The following is a 25322-nucleotide window of genomic DNA, read 5'->3' on the forward strand; positions in this document are numbered from 1 at the left end:
CAGTTTCCTCATCAGTCAGTTAGCCTACGCAGGCCCGGGTCATCGCCATCAGCTGGCGCACGTCGTCCGGGCGGGTGTTACCACTCACCTTATCAATAATCGAACTATAGATGTGAGGAATGATTTTGCTCACTCCGGCATCCAGGGCGATCTGCAAAATTTCAGTGAAATTATCCAGATCGATACCGCCAGTTGGCTCCAGCCAGAAGTCATGGCGGGCGCAGGCCTGGGCAACTGCAATGTATTCCTCACGGCACTTCAGGCCACCCATTGGGAAGTATTTAATCGAGCTCCCCCCCATGTCTTTGAGCAACGCAATCGCGGTTTCTACCGGCACAATGCCGTCCGGCGTCTGGCTGCTCAGCGGACCGGTGGAGATTTTCACCCTGCCCGGTGTGCCAGTTGGCGAGACCAGACCGTTGACCACCGTCTCCTGCTGACCCAGCAGCGCGCGGCTGGTCGCCACGCCGGTAAAGACCTGATTAACATGCTGTGGCTGCACCTGACGGGAGATTTCACTGACCATCGCCGACTGGTTTGGATCGCCCGCCCCCAGCCCCACGGAGAGGGCATTGTCGATAAGCGCTGCGTATTCACGCATATCCGCGACCGCGCTTGCGACATCCGGGTAATTTTTTGACAACACACCGACCAGCACGTGTCCTTCCGCCGCCGTGTAAATATCCCGGGCATTTTCTTTGGAGCCCGCCAGCACGTTCAGGCAGACGCGGTCGCGATAAAAGTTAGGGGTCAGTTTCATGCTTTTTTCTCCTGCGAAATCACTTCACCAATTCGACGGGCCACAATCTCCAGTTGCGCGCGATCCACGCTGCGCACATCGGCTTCGATAATGCCTTCGTTAGCTTTGTAACCACGGAAGTAAATCGCGTACTCTCCCTGCTTGAGCGCGTCGACCAGTTCACCTGTGGCGATGCCAGTTGCCGCTTCGTCAAACTTAATTTCCGTGCGCGCGATGTCGCGCCCTGCGCTGTCCCACACCACGCGGGCGCTTACGCCGTGAAGCTGGTTTAACGCATTAATGAACGGCGTCATTTTCTCGACCATCTCCGCGCCGCTCTCTTTCTGCGCGTTCAGATACAGTTCGATGGCGCAGGTCAGGCCAAGAATTCCCTCTTTACCCACCTTCATCGCCCGGCCAATCCCCGCGGTCTGGCGCTTCACCCACTCAACGTATTGGGTTTTGCCAATCACCAGGCCGCTGGTTGGCCCTTCAATCGCCTTCGCACCGCTATAAATCACCAGATCCGCACCAACCCGGTAGTAGCACTGCAAATCCTCTTCCGCTGCCGCATCCACGATTAGCGGCAGATTATGCGTACGCGCCACCACCGCAGCCTGTTCCACGCTGAGCATACTTTTCTGGACGCAGTGGTGAGATTTGATATACAGAATGGCCGCCGTGCGTGGCGTAATGGCCGCCGCCAGCTGAGCGGCGGAACATTCGTTGGCATAACCCGCTTCCACTAGCTTGCCGCCGCCGAGCGCCACCATGGTGCCAACCGGAGCGCCAAAGTTGACGTTGTGGCCTTTGGGCAGCACGATTTCGTTGTTCTCGATCGGCGCGACGTGCAGGTTCTCCAGCAGCCAGTCGCTGTCCTTAACCAGCACTCCAGCCACTGACAGGGCGATTCCGGCCGAAGCGCAGGAGACGACGGTTGCCCCTTCCACCTCCAGCAATTTCGCAATGTAGTCACCGGTCTTATTGACCAGGTCTTTCATCTCAAAATATTGATTCATCCCCGCCATTGCGGCCTCAACCACTTCTGGTCGTGGCGTAGAAACGCCGAGCGCCGTCATGCGGCCTGAGGTGTTAATCACCTGTTTTAAATTGTATTTCTCAAAAATCGAAGGCATGTTCCGCGCTCCCTTGTTCGGTCATATAGCCCTTGCCCGCACGTATTGCGGCAAGCGGCACCAGCAGTTGTTCAGCCTGCAGGCTGTCGTTTTCTGCATCTACCAGCACAGTTGGCTGGCGCTTAAGCGTAAAGAGGGTTAAATCGGCATCCAGACCAACCTGCAGCCGCCCTTTCTGTTTCAGGCGCAGACCATCGGCGGCATTGGCAGTAACGCACTCAATGACCTGCGGGAGCGACATCCCAATGGCGAGAAATTTCGACATCACATTCGCCAGGGAATACACCGGGCCGCTGATACGGTTGCGACAATAAATATCGGAGCTGATGGTGTGCGGCAAAATGCCCAGACCGATAGCGCGTTTTGCCACCGCAAAGCTCAGGCTGGCGGTGCCATGCCCAACGTCCAGACGCACACCGCGTGAAATCGCCCGCGTCACTGACGCCCGCAGCTCGCCTTGCGGCGTCAGAATGCGATTCGGCTTACCGTTGTAGCAGTGGGTAATGATGTCGCCCGCGGTCAGGCGTTCGGCGATCTCATCCAGATCCGGCGGATTGTTGCCGATGTGCACCATCAGCGGCAGGTCGCCGTTCTGCGCTTGCATCGCTTTGGCGCGCTCCAGCGGCGTAATGCCGTTTTCACCGACCACGCTGCTGCTCATGCGCGCCTTCAGGCCGACGATAAAATCAGGATGGCGCTTCACCGCCTGTCGCACCGCATCGGCGTCAATGTTGGCCATATTAGCCAGCTCGTTCTGGGCGATAAGCCCAACGCGGGAGATATTCAGCAGCGCATACACTTCGGTGGCCGCTTCCCGGGTCAGGGTATAAAAATCATCGATATCATCCGCCCCGGTACTGCCCGCATCCACCACCGTGGTAACGCCGGTAGCTATACCGACGCTGTCCGGCTGGTCGTGATAAATCGGGGATTTCGGGTAGCAGTGAACGTGGGAATCAATCCAACCTGCGCTGATGTAGTACTCGCCGCCCAGTTCGATGGTTTTCAGCGCCGGGCCATCAACGTCGCCCAACGCCGCAATTTTGCCGTCTTTGAGCGCAATATCGCTCACCGTATCGTCAACGAGGCGCGCACGGCGCAGGAGTAAATCAAACATCGCTCTCTCCTTTGCCGGATGGCGGCGCAATCGCCTCATCCGGCTTACAAATCAACAGTTAGCTAATGGCAATCGGGAAGATGGACCCGAGGATCATCGCCCCAAGGATCGCCCCGCCGGTGATCGGTTTCTGCCACAGGTAAAACAGCAGTGCGCCCGCCAGTGAACCGATGCCGATAGGGATAGACGCCGTCATCGCGCTGAGGATAATCAATGGTCCGAGGAAGCGGCCGGAGGCGTTACCGGCCCCCATCATGACATCCGCACCGTAGGTCGAGTCGCTCTGATTGATGGTGAACTTACGCGCCAGAATAATGATGTAGCCAATCGCCAGACCAATCACCAGACCGGTGACCAGCGACGCTGCGAAGTTGGCAACCGGGAAGATAATACCTGCGCCCAACAGCAGCGCCGGAACACCTAACCCGACCCCGGTCTGAATCGCCCCGCCAATATCCAGAATCCCCACCAGCGAACCTTCAATGATGCGGGCAAACAGGAAGCTTGCACCAAATGCCGCCACCGCCCCGTAGGAGCCGGTGTCCATTCCCGCCTTCAGCATCGCCACAAAAGCGACTTCGTTAAATGCGCCAATACCGTACAGGTAGTACATGTGCGTTCCGGCAAATACGCCAGAGGAGAGCAGGCCAACGAAGATCGGGAACGACCAGTCAGCGAACCAAAAACCTTTATTCTGTTCCATGATGGCCTCCGTTATTTGCCGCTGAGCGAGTTGTGGATAAGTTCGAGCCAGTTAGGCACGGTCAGATGGAAGGATTCGATCATCTTCATGTCGAAGCCGCGGAAGAAGCCGCTCAGGACAAACAGCGCGACGATAGCCACCATCATCACTTTAGTGACGTGGTTCCAGCCGCTCTCTTCCACGCCTTTACCGATCAGAATGCCAAGGACCAGACCCGGAACGGCGTTGCCCATAATCAGCTGCGCCGCACCGCCAAAGACGGTGGCCCAGAAGCCTGATTTTTTACCGGCATCGATCGCCGCCAGCCAGAAGATTACTGGCATCACGGTGTTAACCAGCAGGTTAGCCGCAGGAACCAGCACCTTGACGGCAGTCACCTGCAACGCTTCCGGTACGGATGACGCCGTAAGATTCAGGAAGGTCACGACGATCATCCCGATAACGCCGCAGGCAATCGCCATGCGCTTGGGATCGTGCAGCGTTTCACCGACGTTGCGGTTTTTAACCATCAGCGCAGCAGCGCCCCAGTTGGGGATGATGCGATGGTCGACGTCCTGAGTGAACGCCCCCGCCGCAACAGAGGAAGCCCAGGCGTTAAAGAAGAAGCCCAGGCCGAACGAGAAGTGAGAAGCCGGATCCCCTTCGCAGGAATTCAGTTCTCCCAGAGTACGAAACGCGCCCATCCCTTGAGTGGTAGGCGCATGAAACATGCGTGCAGCCCCAGCGCCGACACCGACGCCAACCAGGCCGCCGATGATGAGCGATTTTATTAATATTATCAGGAACATAATTATGCCTTTTAATAAAGAATCAGCGTTGCGTAACGAAATCCACCTTGTCGAGATTGATGGCAGTCACGTTGACGGTCACGTCCAGCTCCACGCTGAAGGTGCGTCTTTCCCGGCGCAAAAAGAGGAATAAAAATGCCTCTTTGCGCACCGATTCACGCGCTTGAACAACCTGCACATCCTGTGGCTCAATACGCAGTAAGATATGCGGCGACGCTTTCATCACCGCTGCCTGAACGTGGTTCAGGGCATCGGCAAAGGCGCGCGCTTTGGCCTCGCCCTTGCCAGTGACTCTCACCGTGGTGGTGAATTGTTCTTTCATGCTTAAGCGCCGTGTTTCTTTTGCCACGCCTGTACCAGGCGCTCACCGAGTTCTTCTTTGTCCATAAAACCGAACCCCAGCACGTTGCAACCTTCGTTGATGGCCGTGACCCCTTCATCAACCGAGCGCATGCCGTATTTCGCCTTGTAGCCGTATTTGGTCTGCGCGGTAATCGCACCCGCGCCGCCACTGCCGCAAAACGAGATGCCAAAGGTGGCGTTTTCCGCTTTCATCACGTCACCCAGCTTCATATCTGCCGCAACGCCCGGCACCACAACCGCACGGCCGCCCGCTTTCTCAACGCCTGCCGCCACTTTCTGGCCTTTACCCAGACGATCGCCAATCACTACGGTAATCTGTTCCATCTTTTGCTCCTTAAAGGTTGTCTTTCGCGACTTCGAAGTGCACCGACAGCAGCCAGGCCTCTTCCTCAGGAAGATTGCCAAACTCAGCGACCACGTCACGGGCAAGCGCCATTGATTCGGCAGAAATTTCATCAAACAAGCTGGCATCGACTTCTGGTAAGGGTTCACCCGTTACCGAGCGGTGCGCCATGGCGCGAACATGCGACGTCAGCATCTGTTCCTGTACAGCGTTGGGAATAATGTGGCGTTCACGCAGCAAGGCATACACCTGCGCCAGCATGCGGTCGGCCAGTTCCACCGATTCCCCCATGTCATTCATTACAGCTCCGTTATTCACTCGTCTTACCCCACTAGTGGCTCTGAGGTTAACTTAGCGGTGGGGGTTAAAAGTTTGTAGCGAGTTGTTTTCCACTTCGAAGTGGAAAGGGGCGCAGCGATAGTGATCTGTGCCGCAAAAAGGGCCGGGACCACGATTAATCACTGGAAGAATGTGATTGAGATCGCAAGAGTGAGCAGCAAAATGGAAGGAAATGCGAACAATGAATGGACGATAAAAATGAAAAAATGTGATGGGGATAGCGTTTACTTATGGGATGCAGGGGCGCAGCGTCTTATCCGGCCTACGGTTATGCAGGCCGGATAGAGTAGATTAGCGGAACTTCTTGTGGTTTTCGTTGCGCGTTTTTTTCAGGTCTTCCGCAACGGCTTTCGCCTCTTTGACTTTACCTTCGTTCGCCAGTTTAAGCGCGCCGTCAATCTGACCGATCAGCGTGTCAAAGCCGTGGCGGAAATCTTTCATCTCCGCACTGTCCGGGGATTTGCTCTCCAGCTTCGGCGGCGTTCCCTTTTGAGCATCCAGCGCGGCTGCACGCATTTTGGTCAACGCGTCTTTCAGTTCAGTCGCATTGTCCGTTTTTTCGACGACCTTCAGGTTGTCGTTGAGGATCCCCATGTCATCTTCGAGATCGGCTGCAAACGCAGAAGAACCAAGAACCAGCGTTGAAGCCGCGACGATCGCTAACAGGTGTTTACGCATTGCTCACTTCCTTTTTTATTATTAAAAAATTAACGCCTTAACGAGTATCATTGCCCGGCGATTTTCATCTCCGGTAACAATACCGAACCACACTGAATATTACTGCGCGTTTCAATATCGTTGCCTACGGTCACAATATTGCGCCACATCTCTTTTAAGTTCCCGGCGATGGTAATTTCACTCACCGGATACTGAATTTCGCCGTTTTCGACCCAAAAACCCGCCGCGCCGCGAGAGTAATCGCCGGTAATGCCGCTAACGCCCTGCCCCATCAGCTCGGTAACCACAAGACCTGTGCCCATCTCTTTGAGCAACTGCTCGAAGCTTAGACCCTGTCCTGGAATTCGCCAGTTGTGGATCCCACCCGCATGACCGGTGCTCTTCAGTCCCAGCTTACGTGCGGAATAGTTGGTCAGCAGCCATTGGGTCAGCACACCGTCTTTAACAATGTCACGGCGTTCGGTCCGTACGCCTTCGCTGTCGAACGGCGACGATGCCAGCCCTTTCAGCAGGTGCGGATGTTCTTCAATAGTCAGCCATTCCGGCAGAATTTGTTTGCCCAGCGAGTCGAGCAGGAAGGTGGATTTACGGTACACCGAACCACCGGCAATCGCGCCGACCAGATGTCCGAACAGCCCAGTCGCCACTTCGTTGGCAAAAATCACCGGCGCTTTCATGGTGGAAAGTTTACGCGGAGAGAGGCGAGATAAGGTGCGGCGAGCACAGTCTGCCCCCACCCATTCCGGCGTTTGCAGATCGCCCATCGCCCGGCCAATGGTGTAGGCGTAATCACGCTCCATATCGCCATTTTCTTCCGCGATGACGCAGCTGGAAAGAGAATGACGCGTGGAGCAGTAGCCCTGCAGCATCCCGTGACTGTTACCAAACACTTTGATGCCGTAGTGGCTGTTAAAACTGCCGCCTTCGGTATTGGTGATACGCTTATCGGCCTGTAGCGCCGCCTGTTCAGCGCGGGCTGCCAGTTCGATAGCTTCGTCAGGGGAAACTTCCGCCGGGTGGAACAGATCCAAATCGGGCGCATCAAAGGCCAGCAGTTCTTTATCTGCCACGCCCGCGCACGGGTCCGGTGAGGTGTAACGTGCAATATCCAGCGCGGCCTGCACGGTACGTGCAATCGCCTGCGGGCTTAAATCAGTGGACGATGCGCTGCCCTTACGGTTTTGGTGATAAACCGTAATCCCCAGCGCGCCATCGCTATTGAATTCTACGTTCTCCACTTCACCATAACGGGTGCTGACGCTAATACCCGTGGTCTTGCTCACAGCGACTTCCGCGCCATCCGACTTACCTGACGCTAATTCCAGTGCCGTCGAGACCGCTTCTTCCAGAATCTTACGCTGCGCTTCAACTTGTGAGATTACTTTCATCGCAAATGCCATAATGTAGAGAGAGTTTCTCTGAAGTCTAACAGAGAACCGTTTTTCAGTGCGCATCTTAACTGGTAACATTAGCCTCTTTTTTTAAGGAGCCTGACATGACTAAGCAGCCCGAAGACTGGCTCGACGACGTTCCCGGTGATGACATCGAAGACGAAGACGATGAAATTATCTGGGTCAGTAAAAGTGAAATAAAACGTGACGCCGAGGAGTTAAAACACCTGGGTGTGGAACTGGTAAAACTGGGGAAAAACGCGCTGGATAAAATCCCGCTCGACGCGGATTTACGTGCCGCGATTGAGTTGGCCCAGCGTATTAAGATGGAAGGTCGCCGCCGCCAGCTGCAGCTGATTGGCAAAATGTTGCGCCAGCGCGATGTTGATCCTATCCGTCAGGCGCTGGACAAGCTGAAAAACCGTCACAACCAACAGGTTGTACTGTTTCACAAGCTTGAGCAACTGCGCGATCGCCTGATCGCCGAAGGTGATGATGCGGTAGCGGAAGTGCTGAATCTGTGGCCAAACGCCGATCGCCAGCAGCTTCGTTCTCTGGTTCGCAATGCGAAGAAAGAGCAAGAAGGCAACAAGCCGCCGAAATCAGCACGTCAGATTTTCCAGTATCTGCGTGAACTGGCGGAAAACGAAATCTAATCTCTTCGTCTGCAGAAAGTGCCGGATGATGTAAATACTTCATCCGGCCTGGATTCTGTGCTCTTACTGCTGGGGCTGCATTTCGCCCATAGCGTTCTCTGACAGGCTCTCTTCATGCAGATACTGCTTATCTAAAATCTTCACGAACGGTGTATAAATCGTGGTGGCGATAACCAGATTCACGGCCTGTAAAACAATGCCTGAAATCCCGGTGGTGAGGAAACCAGAAATAAAGATCGGCGTTGTCCAGGGAATGGAGATACCAGAGGTGGGGGGAACCCAGCCGAATGCGATAACCACATAAGTAACCGTACACAGCACCATTGGGGTAATGATAAACGGGATAAGCATCAGCGGATTAAGCACGATTGGCAAACCAAAAATAACCGGCTCATTAATGTTAAAAATTGCCGCCGGTGCCGCCAGCCGTGAGAGCTGCTTTAATCGCGTACTTTTGGCAACCATAAAGATGCTAATCAACAGTGCCCCGGTAAAACCCGTACCGCCGGCAATCAAATAGACATCCCTGAACTGCTGAGTAATGATGTTGGTCGCTACCAGCCCGGCCTGAGTTTGCGCCAGGTTCTGCGCACTGAGCGTTTGCCAGATAGGCCCCATTACGGATGTCATGATAGAGTCGCCATGGATCCCAAAGAACCAGAAGAAACTGATCATCATCTCAGCAATCAGTTGCGATAAGAGGGAATTCCCCAGATACAGCAACGGCTGTTGCAACATGACGCTGATAAATTTCCCCGGCGTACCAAAAGGCGTGTTCTCAAACAGCACCTTGACGATAATCCAGAACAGTAGCACTAAGAAGATAGGTACCAGCGATTTAAACGACCTGGCAATCTCTGGCGGGACACTCGCAGGCATCTTGATGGTGAAAGCCCTGTTTTCCAGAAACTGAACCACCTTGATGGTGACCACAGTGACGATAATCCCTAAGAACATCGATTCAGAGCTAAAGTCGATCAGCGCGTAAGCATCGGCGACGATTTCTCCCGATCCTGTCGTAATATGACCAGGCGACATTAAGAAGAAGATCGCCACCGGTAAAATAGCGGAACTTTGGCTGAGATTAAGCTTTTCAACTAACTCCTTTGAGAAGGTGATAATCACCAGCAGCGTCATTAATCCGTAGCTGGCGTTAATCCCGTAATTGAGCTTATCCAGCACGCCTTCCCCTAACAGCGAACTCATAAACTCGTGATAGCCGTTAACTGGAAAGTTGGTTAACAATACGAAAAATGAACCGACAATCAAAAAGGGAATCAGGGCAATAAACGCATTTTTTAGTGCGGTCAGGTAGATGTTTGACGAGATTTTCTCGGCCAGTGGCAACATCTTTTGTTCGAGTAAAGAGGTTATGCTCATGCCCGCTTACCCTATAAGGTTTTTTGTCACGTAATAATTAACCTGCGGGAACTGCTTGATATAGATGGCAGGAACCTGAGTGTGGTGCGCATCGCCGTTAACAATCTCCTGATAAATATCTTTTTTCGCATCGTGGTTGATGATGACAATCACCTTTCCAGCCTTGATGATTTTATTCAGCCCAACGGTAATACCCTCGGTGAGGGTGACATCTCCGGAGAAGTATTTATGGCTGGCGACGTTAATTGTTACGTCATCCAGTTCAGTTTGTAGATAATCCTCATCAAACGGCACGCCCGGCTCGTTTAAGCCGATATGCCCGTTCATTCCCACGCCCAGAATTACATAGTCAAACTCTTCACCGTTGAGCGCGGTTTGGTAATGGGCAATATTTTGTGCCGTAGAGGCAAACGGATTGAAATGGACTAACCGCACCGGATAGGCACATTTGTGCACAAAGTCCTGATTAATCATGTTCAGGCAGCTGCCATCTGATTCGCTGGGCACGTTGACCCACTCATCCAGCGCAAAGAAGGTAAGGCGTTCGGCAAACGGTGTCGCTGCCAATGCTTCGTAAATCCAGTGAGGCGTGCTACCGGAGGGGATCAGCACGCGAGAATGTGGTTTGAGCGTGGATAGCTCACTAACGACCTGTTCAGCCAGCGCGGCATTGGTATCAAACGTTGTACATTTCATCCGTTTCTTCTCGCTATTAAAGTGATTCAATCTTTTTGGCGAATAAAGGAAGATACTTTTTATTGGCCAGCAGCATCTCTTTGACTAACGCCACGCCCGAAGTGTCGCTTGAGCATAATGGGTTGAAAATAAAGCCTGAAATAAGCGCTTGATAATCGCCGGTGGCGGCGGCTTTGACGATCAGCGCTTCATAGTCTTTCATCATGGAAACAATCCCTTTCGCAGGAGATGGGATCTCACCAGTACAAATTGGAATCGGACCATTACGGGTAATCACACAGTTCACTTCAACTACCGCCTCTTCCGGTAAATTAGTGATCGCACCGCCGTTACGAACGTTGACGGTTTGAATGCTCTTATCGTCGAGGTAAATAGCGCGAATAACGTTCAGCGCGGCGGTGGAATAAAGCGCACCGCCGCGGGCTTCCAGCTCTTTAGGCTTATCCTGAAGCGTAACGTCGCTGTATTTTTTAAACAGTTCGGCTTCGATATTTTTGACGATCTCACCCCGTGATTGCTCGGCTGCTTCCTGCTCGGCCAGCATTTCAGTCGTCTTGAGGTAGTATTTTAAATAGGAAGAGGGGATCAGATTGGTGGCGGCCAGCAGCTCTTTATTAAACTGCTCATTGCTGATGTTTTTAAAGCTCAATGCATCGACGTCAGCGGCGTTGATTATCTCGATGGTTTCACGGGTACGGTCGACGCCGTTATGCAAAATTTTGGTAATAAAGTTCATATGGTTGGAGCCTTTGAACTCGACGTATAAATCCTCTACGTTGGCATTCAGCAGCCCGGCCACCTGATGGGTCATATTGACAGGACCATTGCACAGGCCGATGACCCGATTGTTGTGGCTGTATTTGAGTACCGCTTCTGTCACCATGGAAGCTGGATTGGTGAAGTTAATCAGCCAGGCGTTTGGACAAATCGCCTTCATTTCATTCGCTATTTCAATGATGACCGGAATGGTGCGCAGAGCTTTGAACATCCCGCCCGCGCCGTTGGTTTCCTGGCCAATAAAACCGTATGACTTCGGCAGTTTTTCATCAACGATTCGGGCATCGATACCACCGACGCGCAGTTGAGTCACCACGAAGTCGGCACCCAGCAGCGCTGTTTTGCGGTCAAAAGTTTGGATGACATCAATTGGTAAATTTGCTTTGGCAAGCATTCTTTTGGTGAGATCGAAAATGATGTTCATTTTCTCTTTACCCATTTCAACGTCGACAAAAGCGATGTGAGAGATGGGAAGCTGGTGGTAGTTTTTAATTACACCTTCAATCAGTTCTGGCGTATAACTGCTACCCGCACCTATCACCACGAGTTTTAGTTTTTTCATTAGTCTTCTACTTTTGAATTAAATTTCAACGACACTTTTCTGACATTGGATAAATGGAAAAGCATAATATCTACGATGGCTATCTGGATCGGATAGCTTATATTTTCGAAAGCAGTATCTTTAATAATGGCGTTTTTGTAGATCAAGACCGCATCGGCCTTAAGCGCCAGCGTAGAGTTTTCCCGGCTGGTAATCGCGGCCACCTTGATGCCGTTTTTTCTGGCATTAAAAATTATCTCTTCCAGCATTTCTGACTCACCGCTGTTGGAAACAATCAGCATACAATCGTTAGCGGTCAGAAAGCGGCTGCGGACATTACAGTTGGTGTAGTCTGTTTCATTGAGGATATTAAAGCCCAGCACCATCAGATTATAGCTAACATAGTTCGCCACGCTATCTGATGTACCGTATCCCCAGGTGATAATCGTCTTGCAGTCGGACAAAAAATCACAAAAGACTTTGACTTTATTCTCAGACACTCTGGTTAAAGCATCCTGCATTTCTTGTATATATTCGCTAACAAACGCGTTATGGTGCTGCGAGTTTTGCGATCTGGAGAATACGTCCCGAATGTTGACCTTAAACTCCTGGAAATTATTAAAGCCTAATTTCTTTACCAACTTAGAAATAGATGGCGCGGTAGTATAAACGCGATCTGCCAGTTCATGAATTTTCATTTTATAAACATCAGCAGGGTTCTCCTGACAGAATTTATAAACTCGCAGTTCGTTATTGGTTAAATTTTTTCGCATGGAGCGCACCTTTTATTATGTGGCACTTACGCCACATTGGCTCTCGAGGGGATATTAGCAAGGGAAAAGCGGAAATAGATTTTATGATTTAGAAATTAATTTCTGCGATCTGAGTTATAAATTTCCATATGGAGGCTTCCCATTCCGTTGAGAAGTATGGCGTAACCAGAAGGCCGGATGGCAACGGAGATCGTGCTCCTGAGAAAGTGCCGGATAACGGTGTAAACACCTTATCCGGCCCACAACGGATCGTAGGCCCGGTAAGCATAGCGCCACCGGGCATTTTTTACTCTTCTTCTGCCTGGGCTTTCTTCGCCAGGCCATCCAGCAGTTTTTGATGGATGCCACCAAACCCGCCGTTACTCATCACCAGGATGTGATCGCCAGGCTGTGCAGTTTTCACCACCATATCTGCCAGCGCATCCACATCGCCGCTCCAGTGCGCAGGCTGAACGCAGGCTTCAGCGACTTCTGCTACCTGCCACGGAATATGCGGGGGTTGCAGCAGGAACACTTCGTCCGCACGCCCTAACGACGGCGCCAGGTCATCTTTGCACAGGCCCATTTTCATGGTGTTCGAGCGTGGTTCCAGCACCGCGATGATGCGCGCCGTGCCACCCACTTTACCGCGCAGCGCCGCAAGCGTTGCCAGAATGGCCGTTGGGTGATGGGCGAAATCGTCATACACCGTCACGCCATTGGCTTCGCCGCGCAGCTCAAGACGACGACGGGCGTTGATGAACGAGCCCAGCGCATTGGCTGCATCTGCAGGCACGACGCCAACATGGCGCGCGGCAGCAATCGCCATCAGACCGTTGTGCATGTTGTGCTCACCTACCAGGCCCCACTTCACCACGCCAACATTTTCACCGTCCAGCCACACTTCCCATTCGGATGCATCAGTGGTCAGCTTTTTCGCCTGCCAGTGACCTTGTTCACCAACCAGCTCTTGTTCGCTCCAGCAGCCCATCGCCATCGTCTGTTTCAGATTGATGTCGTTTTCCGGGTAGATAATGCGTCCCTGGCCCGGCACGATACGCACCAGGTGGTGGAACTGTTTCTGGATCGCTTTCAGATCGTCAAAAATATCCGCGTGATCGAACTCAAGGTTGTTGAGGATCAGCGTACGCGGGCAGTAATGTACGAATTTAGAACGCTTATCGAAGAAGGCGCAATCGTACTCATCCGCTTCAATCACGAAGAAGTCGCTCTCACCCAGGCGCGCGGAAACCTCAAAGTTCCCCGGTACGCCGCCGATCACAAAGCCAGGCTTATAGCCGCAGGCTTCGAGGATCCAGGTCGCCATTCCGGCGGTGGTGGTTTTGCCGTGCGTCCCCGCAACCGCCAGTACCCAACGATCGCGCAGTACAAAGTCATGCAGCCACTGCGGGCCGGACATGTACGGAATGTTCTTTTCCAGCACTGCTTCCACACACGGATTACCCCGGGTCATGGCATTACCAATGATCACCAGGTCCGGCTGCGGATCGAGCTGGCTGGCATCGTAACCCTGAATCAGATCAATGCCTTGCTTCTCAAGTAAGGTACTCATCGGCGGATACACATTGGCGTCCGAACCGGTTACTTCATGACCGAGTGAGCGCGCCAGCATCGCCAGACCGCCCATGAAAGTGCCACAAATTCCCAAAATATGAATGCGCATACGTCACTATCCTTTTTTAATCTGGGGGCCATTTTACGCACATGTCCGGCAAGTGAGAAACGCATTTCAGGATATTCCGTAGTTTGCTGGCGCGATTCACCTAAGCGCGGCAATGGAAATATTTGTTAATATTGTTGCGGTCGCTTTACTCCACATAAATTGCAGGGAAAGTGTTATGAAAACGTTAGGTGAATTTATTGTCGAAAAGCAGCACGAGTTTTCTCATGCTACCGGTGAACTCACTGCTTTGTTGTCGGCAATAAAGCTGGGCGCCAAGATCATCCACCGCGATATCAACAAGGCCGGTCTGGTCGATATCCTGGGTGCCAGCGGTGCTGAGAACGTGCAGGGAGAGGTTCAGCAAAAACTCGATCTGTTCGCGAACGAAAAACTGAAAGCTGCACTGAAGGCGCGCGACATTGTGGCGGGCATTGCCTCGGAAGAAGAAGATGAAATCGTCGTCTTTGAAGGCTGTGAACACGCAAAATATGTTGTGCTGATGGATCCTCTGGATGGCTCATCCAACATCGATGTTAACGTCTCTGTCGGTACGATTTTCTCTATTTATCGCCGCGTAACCCCAGTCGGCACGCCGGTCACGGAAGAGGATTTCCTGCAACCAGGCAACAAGCAGGTTGCTGCGGGCTACGTTGTTTATGGTTCTTCCACCATGCTGGTGTATACCACCGGCTGTGGCGTACACGCCTTCACCTACGATCCTTCTCTGGGCGTATTCTGCCTCAGCCAGGAACGTATGCGCTTCCCGGCGAAAGGCAGCACGTACTCCATTAACGAAGGCAACTACATTAAATTCCCGAACGGCGTGAAGAAGTACATTAAATTCTGCCAGGAAGAAGATAAGTCAACTCAGCGCCCGTACACCTCGCGCTACATTGGCTCTCTGGTTGCGGATTTCCATCGTAATCTGCTCAAAGGCGGGATCTACCTGTACCCAAGCACCGCCAGCCACCCGCAAGGGAAGTTGCGCCTGCTGTACGAATGCAATCCGATGGCCTTCCTGGCCGAGCAGGCGGGCGGCAAAGCGAGCGATGGTAAAGATCGCATTCTGGATATCACCCCGGAAAGCCTGCACCAGCGTCGCTCCTTCTTCGTAGGTAACGACCATATGGTTGAAGATGTAGAACGCTTTATCCGCGAATTCCCGGACGCGTAATACGCTTTGCCGGATGAGACGTGTTAACGCCATCATCCGGCAAATTTATCCCCTACGCCGTTTGTACTTTAAACGCCGCCATTGCTTCGAGCAGCGCATGTGACTGCTCTTCCAGTGAGCGGGTAGCCGCTGAAGATTGCTGTACCAGCGCCGCATTTTGCTGCGCCGTTTCATCCATCTGAATCACCGCGATATTCACCTGCTCAATGCCGCGACTCTGTTCCTGCGACGCGCTGGCAATTTCACGCATCAGTTTGGTCATGCGCATCACTTCATTGGCAATCTCATCCATGGTTTCGCCCGCCTGCTGCGCCAGCTCGCTGCCTTCTCCCACGTGGGTGTGTGAATCGCTGATTAACGTGCGGATCTCTTTTGCCGCCTCGGCGCTGCGGCTGGCCAGATTACGCACTTCACCCGCAACGACCGCAAAGCCCCGCCCTTGCTCACCGGCACGCGCCGCTTCAACAGAAGCATTGAGCGCCAGGATATTGGTCTGGAAAGCAATACCGTCGATTACGCTGAGGATGTCGGCGATTCGGCTGGAACTGCCGGAAATATCGCGCATTTTCTCAATCACATAGCACACCATCTCACTGCCGCGATCGGCGGTATCCGACACCGATTTTGCCAACTGGTGTGCCTGTTCCGCGTTCTGCGCATTCTGTTTCACGGTCGCCGTGAGTTCTTCCATACTGGCGGCGGTCTGCTCCAGCGAAGTGGCTGTCGATTCAGTACGTTGCGCCAGATGCTGGTTCCCGGCCGTCAGCTCACGGCTACCAATATCAATTTGTAAACTGGCATCGCGGACACGCTGTACCGAGTCGCCCAACGCATGGCGCATTTCATCCATTGCCGCGTTCAGACGGTTGAATTCGGCGCTGGCCGACAGCGCGGTAACCGGCGACAAATCCCCCGTCGCCAGGCGTTCCAGTTGCTCAACCATATTATCCAGCGGCTTGAGAAACTTATTTCGCAGCATGAACCAAATCACCGCCAGCAATGCGAGGGCAGCCAACATCGAGGCACTCATAATACCGTGGTAAATCAACGAAGTAATGATACGGGTAGAGGCATATAGCCCCATACCGCCGGTCAGCAACAGAAGGAACGTCAGCAGAGACAATAACACCAACAAACTTGATCGAATTGAAAGGGATTTTGGCATCGTTATATTTCCGGTTGTAGGGTTAAAACAGACCTGTACAGAACCTATCGACTACAACCGGAAAAAGTTTAGGTATTTAAATGTTTAGTGAAAAATCAGGATGTTACTTTGGTGTTGCCGCCGTGCCCACTCTGGTTACTGGCGAGCTTTGACGATTTTCCCAAAGTACCGTCAGACCGCGCTGTAAGGCAATAAAAATAAACAATAAAATGCCAATCGCGATCTTCGTCCACCAGGAACTTAATGTGCCGTCAAAATTAATGTAGGTCTGGATCAACCCCTGAATGGCGACACCAAACAACGTTCCTAACACCGTACCGACCCCACCGCTCAACAGGGTTCCGCCAATCACGACTGAGGCAATCGCATCCAGCTCAACGCCGACGCCCGCCAGCGCATAACCCGCCTGGGTGTAAATTGAAAAGACAATGCCAGCAAGCGTCGCAAGCCCGGTCGACAGCATATAGATACGGATGGTCGTGCTGCGGGTTGAGATCCCCATCAAGTTGGCAGAGGTGGCGTTGCCGCCAATAGCGTAAACCTGATTACCAAAGCGCGTACGGTGCGCCAGGAATATGCCAATGACGACTACCGCCAGCATCAGCAATCCCATTGCACTCAGGCGACCGCCGCCGGGAATTTTCCATGCCAGGCTTGAGAGCATGTCATAAACCGGATGGTTAATTGGGATCGACTCTTCAGACACCAGATAGCTGACACCGCGCAGGAAGAACATTCCCGCCAGGGTAATAATGAATGCCGGGATCTTCAGCGCATCAATCAGTAACCCCATAAACGCGCCAAACGCGCAGCCCATCAGCAGAATCAGGGGAAACGCCAGCAGCGGAGATATACCCCAGTAGCCAATGGCCTTCGCCAGAAATACGCCGGTAAACGCGATCACCGAGCCAACGGACAGGTCGATCCCGCCAGAGAGAATCACGAAGGTCATGCCCACGGCGATGATGCCCAGAAAAGCGTTATCGGTCAGGATATTGCAGATAACTCTGGTTGAAGCAAAAGCCGGAAACTGTGTCAGGCAGTAGAGGTAACCTAGCACAAACACGCCGAGGGTGATCATCAGCGGTAAATTACGTTTTATCATGACCACGCACTCCTTTTATCAGGCTGATAAAGCGTTGTGATTGCACGACCAGCACACACAACACCACCACGGCTTTGACCACTTGATTTAGTTCTGGCGGGAAGCCCGACAGTAAAATCCCGGTGTTCATGCCCTGAATAATCAATGCCCCGACCACCGACAACAGCAGATTAAAGCGCCCGCCCATCAGCGAGCCACCGCCGATAACTACCGCCAGGATGGCATCCAGTTCCAGCCACAATCCGGCGTTATTGGCATCTGCCCCGCGGATATCCGCCGTGACGATAATGCCGGCGATAGCCGCACACAGACCGCTCAGCACATAGGTGAGCATCACGATAATGCGCGTGTTCACCCCAGCATTTTTTGCCGCACGAATGTTGATGCCTACCGCTTCAATAAACATCCCCAGCGCCGTTTTACGCGTCAGTAGCCAGAACACCACCAGCGTTAGCAGTGCAATGATCACTGGCGTGGGGAACAGTAAGAGCGAGCCGCTGCCAAACCACGACAGTTCGGGCGAATTGAAGGTGACGATCTGCCCGGAGGTGATAAGCTGCGCCACTCCGCGCCCGGCCACCATCAGGATTAGCGTGGCAACGAACGGTTGGATCTTGAGGATTGCCACCAGAATCCCGTTCCACAACCCTGCCAGAATGCCGGAGCCTAAGGCGGCAAGCAGCACCACCGGCAAACTGTGCCCGGCCACCGTCATCGCCGCGGTGGTGGCACCGGCAATGGCCATGACGGCGCCTACGGAAAGGTCGATGCCGCCGGTGGCAATCACCAGCGTCATGCCAATCGCTAACAGCGCCACGGGGGCGGCACGGTTGAGAATATCAATCGGGCTACCGAACAGCCGACCATCTTGCAAAATCACCTGATAAAAGTGCGGCGCGACCAGGCAATCAACCAGCAGCACCAGCAGTAGCGCCACCAGTTGTGGCATGCCCTTTGGCCAGCGGAATCGCCGTTGCGGCGGAGTGGATTGAGGGAGAGATTGAGGCATCACCATAGTCTCCTTAGGCCGCAATGGCGTTCATGATCGCCGGTACGGACAATTCAGCCAGCGGGATCTCGGCCACCTGTTTGCGATCGCGCATAATAATGACCCGATCGGCATAGCCCACTAACTCTTCCAGTTCGGATGAAATCACCAGCAGCGCCAGACCATCCGCGCACAGCGTTTCGATCAGGCGGATGATCTCGGCATGCGCGCCGACGTCGATCCCACGCGTAGGTTCATCGAGGATCAGGAACTGCGGTTTGGTCAGTAACCAGCGCGAGAGCAATACTTTTTGCTGATTGCCGCCGGAGAGGAATTCGATCGGCTGTTCAGCGTTGGGGGTGCGAATTCCGAGCTGGCGGATAAAACGCTCGGCAATCTCATTTTGTTCTTTCCGCGGAATAGGCCGCAGCCAGCCACGCTGCGCCTGTAATGCCAGAATGATGTTTTCCCGCACCGAGGCGGCGGCGATAATACCATCCGTTTTGCGATCCTCCGGACAGAAGCCGATCCCCAGACACGAAGCCTGATGCGGCGATCGCAAGGTCTGCGCTTTGCCCTTGATCAGCGCACTGCCGCTGTCGGCGGGTTTAATACCGAAGATCACCTCCGCCGTTTCCGTTCGCCCGGATCCCAGCAGTCCAGCGAGACCGACGATCTCACCAGGGCGCACCTGTAGATCAAACGGCGCGATGGTGCCTTTCTTGCCAAAGTCGCTAAAGGCCGCCACTGGTTTATCACTCAGCAACGTACGGCCCGCACGCTGTAGCGCATGGGTATCCAGTTCGCGACCCAGCATCATTTTGACCAGTTCGATCTGTGGCAGTTCGCGGGTTTCACGGCAGCCAACGAAGCCGCCGTTACGCAGAACGGTAATGCGATCGCTGACCTGATAGACCTGATCGAGGAAATGGGTAACGAAGATCAGACTGACGCCCCGATCGCGCAGATGCCGCATCAGGCCGAACAGCATTTCTACCTCCTGGGTATCAAGACTGGCGGTGGGCTCATCGAGGATCAGCACTTTCGCGGAGAGATCGATCGCCCGACAGATAGCGACGATCTGCTGCATCGCCACGGAAAAGCGGTTCAGCGGCTCGCGCACGTCGAGGGAAAAACCGTATGACGCCATCAACTCCGTCGCGCGTTTTTCCATCTGCTTGCGCAGCAGCAGGCCAAAACGCCGCGGTTCACGGCCAATAAACAAGTTATCCGCTACCGACATATTGGGCAGCAGATTCACTTCCTGATACACGGTACCGATCCCCAACTGCTGGGCATGGGCGGTATTTTTGGGGGAGATAGGCTGGCCTTCGAGCCAGATCGTGCCGCGATCGGCATGGTAAACGCCGGTCAGGGCTTTGATTAGCGTCGATTTACCGGCTCCGTTTTCTCCCAGCAGCGCCATAATCTCACCGCGACGCAAGCTGAAATCCACGTTATCCAGCGCTTTGACGCCGGGAAAGAATTTGCTTAATCCTTCGGTGCGGAGGATTTCCTGATGGGGGTCGATGGTCATGGCATTCCTCCGGTACGAAATCACGGCCTTTTCGTAGGCCTGATAAGCGCAACGCCATCAGGCCTACGGAAGACCGGCAGCAAAACTAGTAGCCCATGTTTTTCTTCTTCTCTAACTCTTCTTTCGCCGTATCCGGCAGATAGAGGATCGACTTGGTAATGGTCAGCTTTTCAGGCATCGTGCCGTCTTTTTTGAATTTCTCCAGCGCGTCGAATGCCGGACCTGCCATATTCGGCGTCAGCTCGACGCTGGCGTTGGCTTCACCGTCAATCATTGCTTTGTAGATATCCGGTACACCGTCGATGGAACCGGTCAGAATATCTTTGCCGGGTTTCAGGCCTGCTTCTTTAATCGCCTGGATTGCCCCGATCACCATGTCATCGTTGTGGGCGTAAACCATGCAGATGTTCTTGCCATTGTTTTCCGCTTTGATAAAGCTCTCCATCACTTCTTTCCCTTTACTGCGGGTGAAGTCGCCGGACTGTGAGCGGATAATCTTAATGTTTGGCGCGTTGGCGATGGCTTCAGCAAACCCTTTTTTACGATCGATGGCCACGCTGGCCCCGACGGTCCCTTGCAGCTCAACGACGTTACACGGCTTGCCGTTCACCTGTTTAATCAACCAGTCGCCGATCAATTTACCTTCCAGCACGTTGTCGGCGGTGACCGTGGTCATATAGAGAGATTTGTCTTTTACATCGATGGAACGATCGAGCAAAAAGACCGGAATGTCGGCATCTTTAGCTTCTTTTAAAACCGGTTCCCAACCCGTTGCCACGACCGGCGCAATAAAGATGGCGTCAACGCCCTGCGCAACAAATGAGCGAACTGCTTTAATCTGGTTTTCCTGCTTTTGCTGGCCGTCAGCGATTTTCAGCGTAATACCACGCTTTTCAGCCTCGCTTTTCGCAACGTTGGTTTCTGCGGCGCGCCAGCCGGATTCAGAGCCAACTTGCGAAAATCCTACGGTTAAAGGGGCTGCCATTGCCATAGACGACATGGCTGCCGAAACTGCTGTGACTAAAAGTAAGCGCTTCCACATAAGTGCGTCCTCGTAGGGTGATTATTGTTGGTTAATAAACCGTCGCGAAAAAACTATAGACAATTGAGCATGTAACGAATTGCGTTACATCACACTTCAAAAAAGTAAATAAAACGTTAATCACAACTTTGTAATCGCTTTCATCCCGCTATGAAAAATGCGGCTGAAGATATGGATTTTTCTGTCACGAGAGAGGGGTAAAAAGAAGAAAATGAGCGCAGAGAAAGCGAAAACAAGCGGAGACATTCAGCGCGAGTTGGCTATAATACCCGCCACTTGTTTGCCATAGCTTATTTAAAGGAAACAGACATGAGCTTACTCAACGTCCCTGCCGGTAAAGACCTGCCGGAAGATATCTACGTTGTTATCGAGATCCCTGCCAATGCAGATCCGATCAAATACGAAGTTGACAAAGAGAGCGGCGCCCTGTTCGTTGACCGCTTCATGTCCACCGCGATGTTCTATCCGTGCAACTACGGTTACATCAACCACACCCTGTCTCTGGACGGTGACCCGGTAGACGTTCTTGTCCCGACTCCGTACCCGCTGGAGCCAGGTTCAGTGATCCGCTGCCGTCCGGTTGGCGTGCTGAAAATGACTGACGAATCCGGTGAAGATGCGAAACTGGTTGCGGTTCCGCACACTAAGCTGAGCAAAGAATACGATCACATCAAAGATGTGACCGACCTGCCGGAACTGCTGAAAGCGCAGATCACCCACTTCTTCGAACACTACAAAGATCTCGAAGCGGGCAAATGGGTGAAAGTTGACGGTTGGGACAACGCTGAAGCCGCTAAAGCTGAAATCGTTGCTTCTTTCGAGCGCGCGAAGAAGTAAGTTCGCGTTAGCTTAAAACCCTGAACGCCAGTCTCTGGTTAGTAAGGGTTTTTAAATTTCTACGTTCTACCACCTCTCCCCTTCGCTGTTTTCTTTTTGACCTACCAGAATGGGTAGTCACATTTCATTTATCTTAATTGCGAATGATATTAGATATCATTATCATTCTCAGTATGTAAATAAATGTGAATAAAAGTCAATGAACCTCCACAATGTGAAGTCCCTGAAACGCTATTCCTGCGTGGCACTCGCCACAGCGCTGTTATTTACCAGCCTGTCCAGCGTGGCGCAGACGCTACCTGAGAAAGATTTTCTGACTCGCGATGTCGGTAACGGCGTGTATGAGCTGGCGGTTGATAGCCAGCAGAATGCGCTTTTTGTCGCCTCGTCGCCGTCGTTTGATAAAGATAAAACCAGCGGGCTTATCTACAAACTCGATCTGGAGAAACTCACGACGACTGAAGTCATCGACACCAGTCGTCGTGCCTTTGCCACCGCGCTGGATGAAGAAAACCAGGTGCTGTATGTCGGCAACACGCTGGAAGGTTCAGTAACGCTAGTCGATACCCGCAGCGGTAAAGAGCTGGCGATACTGCAACTGAGCGAAGCCAAAAACCCGAAAGATATTGTTCATACGCGTGAAATGGTGCTCGATAAACAGCACCACCGTCTGTACGTTTCCGGCGTGGCTGAAAAGGGCATAGTCTGGGTGGTGGACACACAAAAGCGCGAGAAAATCGCCACCCTCGAGAACATGGGCCAGTACCCGACCGGCATGGCCGTGGATGCAAATAAGAACCGCCTGTATGTTGTGAATGGCCGAAACGAACTTATTACGCTGGATACCACCAACCATCAAATTATTAATCGCTTTACCATTGAGCCAGATAAAAAACATTTTTTCCTGAATATTGCCCTGGATGCAAAAAATAACCGCGCATTCCTGACCGATCCGGATTTAGCGGACGTACTGGTTGTTGATCTTAATACCGGTAAGGTTATTGCACCAATTAAGGTTATTAACTCGCTGGCAGTGATATATAACGAAAAACGCCAGGAAGTTTATATCACCCACCGTAATGCTAAACGCATCAGCATTGTGAACAGCAAGACCTATCAGGTAAAACAAAGCATTGAAACCAATGCCTTACCTAACAGTCTGGCGCTCTCGGCAGATGCTAACACCCTGTACGTCAGCGTCAAACAGTCGGAAAAAATGACAGGTGTGAAGCCCGACTACGTGCTGAAAATCGATCTCTCTAAATATTAATAATTAAAAAACTATCTGCACCTTGCAGTTTTTTTGAGCTGCAAGGTGATGTTTTTATTTTTTACTTTTCAGGTGTCTATATTATGAAAACGCGTCAACTTATTACGCTGACAGGGATCGTTGCATTCTCAGGCGGTGTTATTTTCCCCACCCAGGCAGAAGAACTCACCGAGACCTCACGCACTAGCGAAGATGAAATGGTGATCACCGCATCCGGATTCTCGCAGCAAAAACGCGAAGCGCCGGCCACTATTTCAGTTATCGATCGTAACACGCTGGATATTCAGCCGGACCGTAGCATCGGTGAAGCCATTAAAAACCTTCCCGGCGTCTCGGTCACCAACAGCAGTGGCATGAACGCCGGTAGCATTATGATCCGCGGCATGGACCCGTCCTATACCGCTTTTATGGTCAACAGCGTCAAACAAAATACCGGTGAATCTCGCCCTTACGGACATGATATTGGTACTGAAGCCAACTTCTTACCGCCAATGGAGGCCATTGAGCGTATTGAAGTTATCCGTGGGCCGATGTCCTCGCTGTACGGTTCAGACGCCATCGGCGGTGTGGTTAACGTCATTACCAAAAAACCGTACGGCGCAAAAGAGTGGACCACGGCAATTGCTGCCAATACCTGGCTGCAGGAACACCAGTATTTAGGTAATACCAGCCAGATGAATTTGTTTACCATGGGGCCGATTGTGCCCGATGTTCTCGGCCTTAGCGTGGCGGCCGACTGGCTTGACCGTCGCGATGACGATCGCAATAACTATTTTGGCAAACACAATCGTAAATCCGTTGATATGACATTGGGCCTGGCCGCCAGCGAGAATAACCTGTTCGATCTCAACGTGGTCACCGGTGAGCAGGAAAAAAACCGTACCCAGAAACGCGGTGCGCCGTGGTCATGGCTGTTCGATCGTAACGCCGCCACCCTGACGCATACCGGCTGGTATGCAGACGACACCATCGCGACGACCAACTACATAAACTATGAAAAAGGCCGTTCGAAGTACGTTTATGACGGACAGTCCCCGCAGTATGTGCAGATGGAGAACTACGTCGCCAATTCGCAAACCACTTTCACGCTCGACACCCATAAACTGACCGTTGGGGCGAATTTCACGCGCGAAGAGCTGAATGACCGCTTTGATGTGGCCAACAAAACGCTGCCCGGATCTGACCCGGTGACCAAAATCAGCCGTAACGGTTGGGCATTGTTTGCTGAAGACGGCTGGAGCATTGGCGATTTCATCCTGACCACGTCAGCGAGGATGGACCAGGATGACAATTTTGGCACACATATTACGCCGAAAATGTACGGTAACTGGGCCTTTAGCAATGACTGGGCGCTGAAAGGCGGCGTTTCCGCAGGCTATAAAAAACCGGAGCTGCGCGCGACGTCCAGCAACTTCGTAACCCCTTACGGCTCAACCGTTCCTTATCCCTTCCTCACCGTTGGTAACGACGACCTGAAACCTGAACAAAGCGTTAACTCTGAACTGGGCCTCTACTGGACGGGAGATGCGCTATCGCTCGACAGCACCGTCTTCTATACGCAGTTCAAAGACAAAATTGCTGAACAAACTATTTGTGAAACCACGTCGACGAACCAGTGCTCCGTCAACGGCTACAACGCGGATTCCGTCAGTAAATACTTCAACGTCAGCGAGGCGGATGTATACGGTATAGAACTGAATGCCGACTGGCAGATTACCGCCGATGTAAAAGCCAACGCTAACTACACCTGGAACCACAGCGAACAAAAAAGCGGCGTTAACAAAGGCTACGCGCTAAACGATTATCCGCGCCATATGGCGAATCTGTCGCTGAACTGGGCGGCAACGCAAAGCCTGGACGTATGGAGTACGGTGAATTATCGCAGCAGTAACCGCAACAGCGGCAATAACTATAAATATGATGACTACACGATGGTGGACGTAGGCGTACGTTATCAGCTCAATAAGCACACGCAACTGATGGCTGGGGTCTACAACGTGCTGGATGAGGATCCGAAACTGACAACCGCGTGGAACGAATCCGCACAGGTGGAAGGACGCCGCTATAACCTCGGCGCGCGCGTGGAGTTTTAAATCCAGAATAAAACAACGCCACCCGAGG

The 25322-nt window shown here is 52.6% G+C and carries 25 protein-coding genes; 5 read left to right on the top strand and 20 right to left on the bottom strand.

Annotation, left to right across the window (positions count from 1 at the left end; all coding sequences use genetic code 11):
- Positions 1 to 19: 19 nt before the first annotated feature.
- The 10 genes from dagF to pmbA form a co-directional block, all read right to left on the bottom strand.
- Positions 20 to 760 carry a 2-dehydro-3-deoxy-phosphogluconate aldolase gene (dagF, locus tag OGV93_RS15975; RefSeq protein WP_287109761.1) on the bottom strand — a complete coding sequence of 247 codons (741 nt, stop codon included), beginning with the start codon at positions 758 to 760 and terminating at the stop codon, positions 20 to 22.
- Positions 757 to 1875, bottom strand: coding sequence for a DgaE family pyridoxal phosphate-dependent ammonia lyase (locus OGV93_RS15980; RefSeq protein WP_016155541.1), 1119 nt, complete (start codon positions 1873 to 1875; stop codon positions 757 to 759). Before OGV93_RS15980 ends, dagF begins: the two co-directional genes overlap by 4 nt.
- Positions 1859 to 2992 carry an amidohydrolase/deacetylase family metallohydrolase gene (locus tag OGV93_RS15985; protein ID WP_200010215.1) on the bottom strand — a complete coding sequence of 378 codons (1134 nt, stop codon included), beginning with the start codon at positions 2990 to 2992 and terminating at the stop codon, positions 1859 to 1861. Before OGV93_RS15985 ends, OGV93_RS15980 begins: the two co-directional genes overlap by 17 nt.
- Positions 2993 to 3050: 58 nt before the next feature.
- Complete coding sequence (locus tag OGV93_RS15990) at positions 3051 to 3695, bottom strand: DUF4310 family protein (protein ID WP_003830379.1); 645 nt, start codon at positions 3693 to 3695, stop codon at positions 3051 to 3053.
- An 11-nt stretch (positions 3696 to 3706) separates the two neighbouring features.
- Positions 3707 to 4483: a DUF4311 domain-containing protein gene (locus tag OGV93_RS15995; RefSeq protein WP_005134210.1), complete on the bottom strand. Its 777-nt coding sequence runs from the start codon at positions 4481 to 4483 to the stop codon at positions 3707 to 3709.
- A gap of 22 nt (positions 4484 to 4505) precedes the next feature.
- A complete protein-coding gene (locus OGV93_RS16000; protein WP_016151468.1) occupies positions 4506 to 4805 on the bottom strand; it encodes a DUF4312 family protein in 300 nt (99 codons plus the stop codon).
- 2 nt (positions 4806 to 4807) lie between these two features.
- Positions 4808 to 5170 carry an SFCGS family glycine-rich protein gene (locus OGV93_RS16005; protein WP_003830384.1) on the bottom strand — a complete coding sequence of 121 codons (363 nt, stop codon included), beginning with the start codon at positions 5168 to 5170 and terminating at the stop codon, positions 4808 to 4810.
- A 10-nt stretch (positions 5171 to 5180) separates the two neighbouring features.
- Positions 5181 to 5489 carry a PRD domain-containing protein gene (locus OGV93_RS16010; protein WP_016151467.1) on the bottom strand — a complete coding sequence of 103 codons (309 nt, stop codon included), beginning with the start codon at positions 5487 to 5489 and terminating at the stop codon, positions 5181 to 5183.
- A gap of 330 nt (positions 5490 to 5819) precedes the next feature.
- Positions 5820 to 6206 carry a cytochrome b562 gene (cybC, locus tag OGV93_RS16015; protein WP_047358562.1) on the bottom strand — a complete coding sequence of 129 codons (387 nt, stop codon included), beginning with the start codon at positions 6204 to 6206 and terminating at the stop codon, positions 5820 to 5822.
- Positions 6207 to 6253: 47 nt separating this feature from the next.
- Entirely contained in the window at positions 6254 to 7606 is a 1353-nt protein-coding gene (gene pmbA / locus OGV93_RS16020) for a metalloprotease PmbA (protein WP_047358563.1), read from the bottom strand.
- A gap of 95 nt (positions 7607 to 7701) precedes the next feature.
- Here pmbA and yjgA point away from each other — a divergent pair, with 95 nt between their 5' ends.
- Positions 7702 to 8253 (top strand): ribosome biogenesis factor YjgA, encoded by a 552-nt coding sequence (gene yjgA / locus OGV93_RS16025; protein ID WP_016151465.1) that lies wholly within the window; start codon positions 7702 to 7704, stop codon positions 8251 to 8253.
- Positions 8254 to 8316: 63 nt separating this feature from the next.
- On the opposite strand, the gene OGV93_RS16030 is transcribed toward yjgA, so the two are convergent.
- The 5 genes from OGV93_RS16030 to mpl form a co-directional block, all read right to left on the bottom strand.
- Entirely contained in the window at positions 8317 to 9633 is a 1317-nt protein-coding gene (locus tag OGV93_RS16030; RefSeq protein ID WP_200084366.1) for a PTS sugar transporter subunit IIC, read from the bottom strand.
- Between the two features lie 6 nt (positions 9634 to 9639).
- Positions 9640 to 10329 carry a 6-phosphogluconolactonase gene (locus OGV93_RS16035; protein ID WP_200084364.1) on the bottom strand — a complete coding sequence of 230 codons (690 nt, stop codon included), beginning with the start codon at positions 10327 to 10329 and terminating at the stop codon, positions 9640 to 9642.
- Positions 10330 to 10345: 16 nt separating this feature from the next.
- Complete coding sequence (locus OGV93_RS16040) at positions 10346 to 11668, bottom strand: 6-phospho-beta-glucosidase (protein ID WP_115191066.1); 1323 nt, start codon at positions 11666 to 11668, stop codon at positions 10346 to 10348.
- The gene (locus tag OGV93_RS16045; protein WP_200084363.1) at positions 11668 to 12420 is read right to left on the bottom strand and encodes a MurR/RpiR family transcriptional regulator; all 753 of its coding nucleotides are present in this window, start codon (positions 12418 to 12420) and stop codon (positions 11668 to 11670) included. Before OGV93_RS16045 ends, OGV93_RS16040 begins: the two co-directional genes overlap by 1 nt.
- Positions 12421 to 12706: 286 nt before the next feature.
- On the bottom strand, positions 12707 to 14083 hold the full coding sequence (mpl, locus tag OGV93_RS16050) for a UDP-N-acetylmuramate:L-alanyl-gamma-D-glutamyl-meso-diaminopimelate ligase (RefSeq protein WP_016151460.1): 1377 nt from the start codon (positions 14081 to 14083) through the stop codon (positions 12707 to 12709).
- A gap of 175 nt (positions 14084 to 14258) precedes the next feature.
- On the opposite strand from mpl, the gene fbp reads away from it, so the two are divergent.
- Complete coding sequence (fbp, locus tag OGV93_RS16055) at positions 14259 to 15257, top strand: class 1 fructose-bisphosphatase (protein WP_016151459.1); 999 nt, start codon at positions 14259 to 14261, stop codon at positions 15255 to 15257.
- 52 nt (positions 15258 to 15309) lie between these two features.
- Here fbp and OGV93_RS16060 read toward each other — a convergent pair whose 3' ends face one another.
- From OGV93_RS16060 to ytfQ, 5 genes are all read right to left on the bottom strand, one after another.
- The gene (locus OGV93_RS16060) at positions 15310 to 16422 is read right to left on the bottom strand and encodes a methyl-accepting chemotaxis protein (protein ID WP_016155535.1); all 1113 of its coding nucleotides are present in this window, start codon (positions 16420 to 16422) and stop codon (positions 15310 to 15312) included.
- Between the two features lie 103 nt (positions 16423 to 16525).
- Complete coding sequence (gene yjfF, locus OGV93_RS16065) at positions 16526 to 17527, bottom strand: galactofuranose ABC transporter, permease protein YjfF (RefSeq protein ID WP_016151457.1); 1002 nt, start codon at positions 17525 to 17527, stop codon at positions 16526 to 16528.
- Positions 17514 to 18536: a galactofuranose ABC transporter, ATP-binding protein YtfT gene (gene ytfT / locus OGV93_RS16070; RefSeq protein ID WP_287109763.1), complete on the bottom strand. Its 1023-nt coding sequence runs from the start codon at positions 18534 to 18536 to the stop codon at positions 17514 to 17516. The genes yjfF and ytfT overlap by 14 nt, the downstream gene beginning before the upstream one ends.
- A gap of 13 nt (positions 18537 to 18549) precedes the next feature.
- Positions 18550 to 20052 carry a galactofuranose ABC transporter, ATP-binding protein YtfR gene (gene ytfR / locus OGV93_RS16075; protein ID WP_181626568.1) on the bottom strand — a complete coding sequence of 501 codons (1503 nt, stop codon included), beginning with the start codon at positions 20050 to 20052 and terminating at the stop codon, positions 18550 to 18552.
- Positions 20053 to 20137: 85 nt separating this feature from the next.
- The gene (gene ytfQ, locus OGV93_RS16080; protein WP_016151454.1) at positions 20138 to 21094 is read right to left on the bottom strand and encodes a galactofuranose ABC transporter substrate-binding protein YtfQ; all 957 of its coding nucleotides are present in this window, start codon (positions 21092 to 21094) and stop codon (positions 20138 to 20140) included.
- Between the two features lie 309 nt (positions 21095 to 21403).
- Between ytfQ and ppa the strand changes: the two genes are divergently transcribed.
- The 3 genes from ppa (at position 21404) to OGV93_RS16095 (ending at position 25294) form a co-directional block, all read left to right on the top strand.
- Positions 21404 to 21931: an inorganic diphosphatase gene (gene ppa, locus OGV93_RS16085; RefSeq protein WP_003025726.1), complete on the top strand. Its 528-nt coding sequence runs from the start codon at positions 21404 to 21406 to the stop codon at positions 21929 to 21931.
- 199 nt (positions 21932 to 22130) lie between these two features.
- Positions 22131 to 23201 carry a 7-bladed beta-propeller protein YncE gene (gene yncE / locus OGV93_RS16090; protein WP_016155531.1) on the top strand — a complete coding sequence of 357 codons (1071 nt, stop codon included), beginning with the start codon at positions 22131 to 22133 and terminating at the stop codon, positions 23199 to 23201.
- A gap of 83 nt (positions 23202 to 23284) precedes the next feature.
- Positions 23285 to 25294, top strand: coding sequence for a TonB-dependent receptor domain-containing protein (locus OGV93_RS16095; protein WP_016155530.1), 2010 nt, complete (start codon positions 23285 to 23287; stop codon positions 25292 to 25294).
- Positions 25295 to 25322: the final 28 nt, after the last annotated feature.

The sequence above is a fragment of the Citrobacter sp. Cb031 genome, assembly GCF_030336725.1.
In the GTDB taxonomy this organism is placed as follows: domain Bacteria; phylum Pseudomonadota; class Gammaproteobacteria; order Enterobacterales; family Enterobacteriaceae; genus Citrobacter; species Citrobacter braakii.

What these genes read in the sequence shown, in the direction of transcription:
- OGV93_RS16045 (WP_200084363.1), bottom strand. Translation starts at nt 12,420, where the DNA reads ATGCGAAAAAATTTAACCAATAACGAACTGCGAGTTTATAAATTCTGT.
- ytfR (WP_181626568.1), bottom strand. Translation starts at nt 20,052, where the DNA reads ATGACCATCGACCCCCATCAGGAAATCCTCCGCACCGAAGGATTAAGC.
- cybC (WP_047358562.1), bottom strand. Translation starts at nt 6,206, where the DNA reads ATGCGTAAACACCTGTTAGCGATCGTCGCGGCTTCAACGCTGGTTCTT.
- OGV93_RS15980 (WP_016155541.1), bottom strand. Translation starts at nt 1,875, where the DNA reads ATGCCTTCGATTTTTGAGAAATACAATTTAAAACAGGTGATTAACACC.
- ppa (WP_003025726.1), top strand. Translation starts at nt 21,404, where the DNA reads ATGAGCTTACTCAACGTCCCTGCCGGTAAAGACCTGCCGGAAGATATC.
- OGV93_RS16010 (WP_016151467.1), bottom strand. Translation starts at nt 5,489, where the DNA reads ATGAATGACATGGGGGAATCGGTGGAACTGGCCGACCGCATGCTGGCG.
- OGV93_RS16000 (WP_016151468.1), bottom strand. Translation starts at nt 4,805, where the DNA reads ATGAAAGAACAATTCACCACCACGGTGAGAGTCACTGGCAAGGGCGAG.
- yjgA (WP_016151465.1), top strand. Translation starts at nt 7,702, where the DNA reads ATGACTAAGCAGCCCGAAGACTGGCTCGACGACGTTCCCGGTGATGAC.
- dagF (WP_287109761.1), bottom strand. Translation starts at nt 760, where the DNA reads ATGAAACTGACCCCTAACTTTTATCGCGACCGCGTCTGCCTGAACGTG.
- OGV93_RS15990 (WP_003830379.1), bottom strand. Translation starts at nt 3,695, where the DNA reads ATGGAACAGAATAAAGGTTTTTGGTTCGCTGACTGGTCGTTCCCGATC.
- ytfQ (WP_016151454.1), bottom strand. Translation starts at nt 21,094, where the DNA reads ATGTGGAAGCGCTTACTTTTAGTCACAGCAGTTTCGGCAGCCATGTCG.
- OGV93_RS16060 (WP_016155535.1), bottom strand. Translation starts at nt 16,422, where the DNA reads ATGCCAAAATCCCTTTCAATTCGATCAAGTTTGTTGGTGTTATTGTCT.
- fbp (WP_016151459.1), top strand. Translation starts at nt 14,259, where the DNA reads ATGAAAACGTTAGGTGAATTTATTGTCGAAAAGCAGCACGAGTTTTCT.
- yncE (WP_016155531.1), top strand. Translation starts at nt 22,131, where the DNA reads ATGAACCTCCACAATGTGAAGTCCCTGAAACGCTATTCCTGCGTGGCA.
- OGV93_RS15995 (WP_005134210.1), bottom strand. Translation starts at nt 4,483, where the DNA reads ATGTTCCTGATAATATTAATAAAATCGCTCATCATCGGCGGCCTGGTT.
- pmbA (WP_047358563.1), bottom strand. Translation starts at nt 7,606, where the DNA reads ATGGCATTTGCGATGAAAGTAATCTCACAAGTTGAAGCGCAGCGTAAG.
- OGV93_RS16095 (WP_016155530.1), top strand. Translation starts at nt 23,285, where the DNA reads ATGAAAACGCGTCAACTTATTACGCTGACAGGGATCGTTGCATTCTCA.
- OGV93_RS16035 (WP_200084364.1), bottom strand. Translation starts at nt 10,329, where the DNA reads ATGAAATGTACAACGTTTGATACCAATGCCGCGCTGGCTGAACAGGTC.
- OGV93_RS15985 (WP_200010215.1), bottom strand. Translation starts at nt 2,992, where the DNA reads ATGTTTGATTTACTCCTGCGCCGTGCGCGCCTCGTTGACGATACGGTG.
- OGV93_RS16030 (WP_200084366.1), bottom strand. Translation starts at nt 9,633, where the DNA reads ATGAGCATAACCTCTTTACTCGAACAAAAGATGTTGCCACTGGCCGAG.
- OGV93_RS16040 (WP_115191066.1), bottom strand. Translation starts at nt 11,668, where the DNA reads ATGAAAAAACTAAAACTCGTGGTGATAGGTGCGGGTAGCAGTTATACG.
- mpl (WP_016151460.1), bottom strand. Translation starts at nt 14,083, where the DNA reads ATGCGCATTCATATTTTGGGAATTTGTGGCACTTTCATGGGCGGTCTG.
- ytfT (WP_287109763.1), bottom strand. Translation starts at nt 18,536, where the DNA reads ATGCCTCAATCTCTCCCTCAATCCACTCCGCCGCAACGGCGATTCCGC.
- yjfF (WP_016151457.1), bottom strand. Translation starts at nt 17,527, where the DNA reads ATGATAAAACGTAATTTACCGCTGATGATCACCCTCGGCGTGTTTGTG.
- OGV93_RS16005 (WP_003830384.1), bottom strand. Translation starts at nt 5,170, where the DNA reads ATGGAACAGATTACCGTAGTGATTGGCGATCGTCTGGGTAAAGGCCAG.